Below are 2,351 nucleotides of genomic sequence, written 5' to 3'. Positions count from 1 at the left end.
TTGTTTGGTTGTGGGGGCGGTTTTGGGTTGGGTCATGGCGGGTTGGGCTTTGGCTTTGTGGGTGTTGCCGGGGGTGCTGCGGTTCTGGGTGGGCGGGGCGGGCGGCGCGCGCGAGGAGACGCGCGAGCATGTTCCCAGCCTCCTTGACGCGTTGAAGCGTCCCGAAATTCGGCGCGGCCTGGCAGCGTCGGCCATCTATGTCCTGGCGCAGAAGGCGGCGCTGGCCATGCTCGGCCCATTTCTGATCGACGCCGGGCTCGACCTCTCGATGGTCGGGCTTGTCAACGGCGTCGGCAGCATGTTCGTCGGCCTGGCTGCCGCACTCGCCGGCGGCGCTCTCGTCAAATGGTTCGGCCCGCGCAACGTGCTCGTCCTGGCGCTTGTCCTGCAGGCCGGATCGCTGTTCTTCTTTTCGGTCTTCGATCTCTCGGGCGGCTTCTCGACCACCGCTTTGATGGTCGTCGCGGTGCTCAGCTCATCGGGCTTCATGGCTCTTGGCTTCGTCGCCCTTTACGCGCAGTTCATGCGCTGGTCCGATCCAAGACAGGCGGGCGTCGACTTCACGCTGTTCCAGTGCATGGACGCATTGGTGAGCATGGCCGGCGGGATCGCGGCCGGCTACGCCGCGCAGTATTTCGGCTATGGCGCGTTCTTCGCCGGCGCCGGCCTCGTCGCGCTGCTGGCGGCCCCGGCGATCGTCGTGGTATCCGACCGCCGCTGACCGCAGAGCATCCGTTGTGCGCTATTCTTCGCTGCCGTCCGCCCCTTTATCGCCTTGCGTCCCGCGGCGCCAATAGGCGGTGACCAGATGCCGGTCGCGCGGCACGCCCCATTCCTTGCGGACGATCCTGCGGATCTCGCGAAAATCGCCGAACTCGCATCCGGCCCAGACATAGAGATTGCCGGCCAGCGCGGTGCGGCTCCGCTGCTGCAGGACCGCTGGCAGCAGGCTGGCGGTGCCGGCCTCGCGCCCATGCCGATAGAGCCAGGTGACGGCGACGGTCTCGCCCGCGGCCAGCGGGATCCGGTCCTCGGGGCCATCGACCTCGATGAACGCTTCGGCGCGGCTTGACGGCGAAAGCTGCTCCAGGATCCTGCCAATCGCCGGAAGCGCGGTGTCGTCTCCGAGCAGAAGCAGGTTTTCTGCCTCGGGCACGCCGCCGCCACCCGGTCCGATCATGCCGATGACCTCGCCGGCAAGCGCCTTTTCCGCGAAAGCTGCGGCGGGCGTATCCATGCCCGGGTGGAGGACGAAATCGACATCCAGCCAGCCGCTTGCGGCGCCCAGTGCCCGGATCGTGTAGACGCGCACCACGAGAGTGTCCTCGCCCGACGGCCAGACCATCAGGCCGTCGGCGCCCATCGCCGGCCACACCGGCGGCCTGCCGCGCGGCGGCAGCAGCAGCCGCACATGCAAGCCGCCACGGCCAAAGCGCCCGAGATCGTTGCCGGTGAAGCGGACACGCTGCATATGCGGAGAAATCCGCGTCGACGACACCACCGTGATCTCGCGGAAGAAGACCGGCGTGCCGGCATGGCTGCCATCGCCCTGCCAGGCAATTCCCCTGGTCGTGCCGAGATGTTCCGAAAAATGGCCGGCGACCGCCATCTTCATGTAGGACAGGCAGGTCTCGTCTTCGGCCGCGACCCGGATCAGCACGCTTTCATCACCGAGCGTGGCCTTCAACGAGCCGTAATGCGTGCGAAATTCCCATTGATCGGCAAGGCCGGTGTCGATCTCGAACTCGCCGTGCTCGGCGCGCAGCCTGTCCATCACCGACCGGATGGCGGCACCGCTGATCTGGGTTTGCGCGCTCAATTGCTCCATCGCTGCAGCCTTTCCGATGCCGTTGAACCCGAGATCGCCATAGACGCCGGCGCCCTCGCCATCGCGGCATGCCACAACCGGCCCGACGTTTCTACTAAAAGATGATAAACAGAGTCATGTTTTGCATCAAGCCAAAGGATCCAACGCGAGCAACAAGCACCGTGTCGGCGAGGGTGGTCTAAATGACCCTCAACTTCAGCTGATCACCAGGCTGGAGATGCGGTCGCCGTTCAGCGTGAAGGCCATGTCGGCTGGATAGAGGACTTGCACCTCCAAGCTGTCGATCATGCTCGGCACACACAAAAAACCCGCCTCGGGAGGCGGGTCATTGGCGCCAATCAGCACCATAGCCGAATTAGTAGCATAGCTGCCGGCACAAAGCAAGAACAAAGTTGGCCTGCCTTCAGTGTTGAATCGCGGCTCCATTCCAGCTTGGGTTGCCCCCCCCACCCGACGTGGGGGCGGTGGGTCGGGGGCGGCGGGAACGCGACGGGGGGCCGCGCGGAACGCAGGGCGCCACCCC

At 65.7% G+C, this 2,351-nt stretch carries 3 protein-coding genes; 1 reads left to right on the top strand and 2 read right to left on the bottom strand.

The window, feature by feature from the left end:
* On the top strand, positions 1-721 hold a 721-nt coding region (locus NKJ08_RS38460), incomplete at its 5' end, for an MFS transporter (RefSeq protein WP_352786352.1).
* Positions 722-742: 21 nt separating this feature from the next.
* Here the strand turns inward: NKJ08_RS38460 and NKJ08_RS38455 are convergent.
* Positions 743-1,903: a siderophore-interacting protein gene (locus NKJ08_RS38455; protein ID WP_352786350.1), complete on the bottom strand. Its 1,161-nt coding sequence runs from the start codon at positions 1,901-1,903 to the stop codon at positions 743-745.
* Between the two features lie 120 nt (positions 1,904-2,023).
* A complete protein-coding gene (locus NKJ08_RS38450; protein WP_352786348.1) occupies positions 2,024-2,176 on the bottom strand; it encodes a hypothetical protein in 153 nt (50 codons plus the stop codon).
* Between the last annotated feature and the right edge of the window lie 175 nt (positions 2,177-2,351).

This window comes from Mesorhizobium sp. M0244, assembly GCF_040321795.1.
Classification (GTDB): domain Bacteria; phylum Pseudomonadota; class Alphaproteobacteria; order Rhizobiales; family Rhizobiaceae; genus Mesorhizobium.
This window is presented reverse-complemented; position numbering and strand designations above follow the sequence as displayed.

Bases quoted from the DNA above. Each gene is read 5' to 3' on its own strand.
- NKJ08_RS38450 (WP_352786348.1), bottom strand. From the start codon at position 2,176: ATGGTGCTGATTGGCGCCAATGACCCGCCTCCCGAGGCGGGTTTTTTG.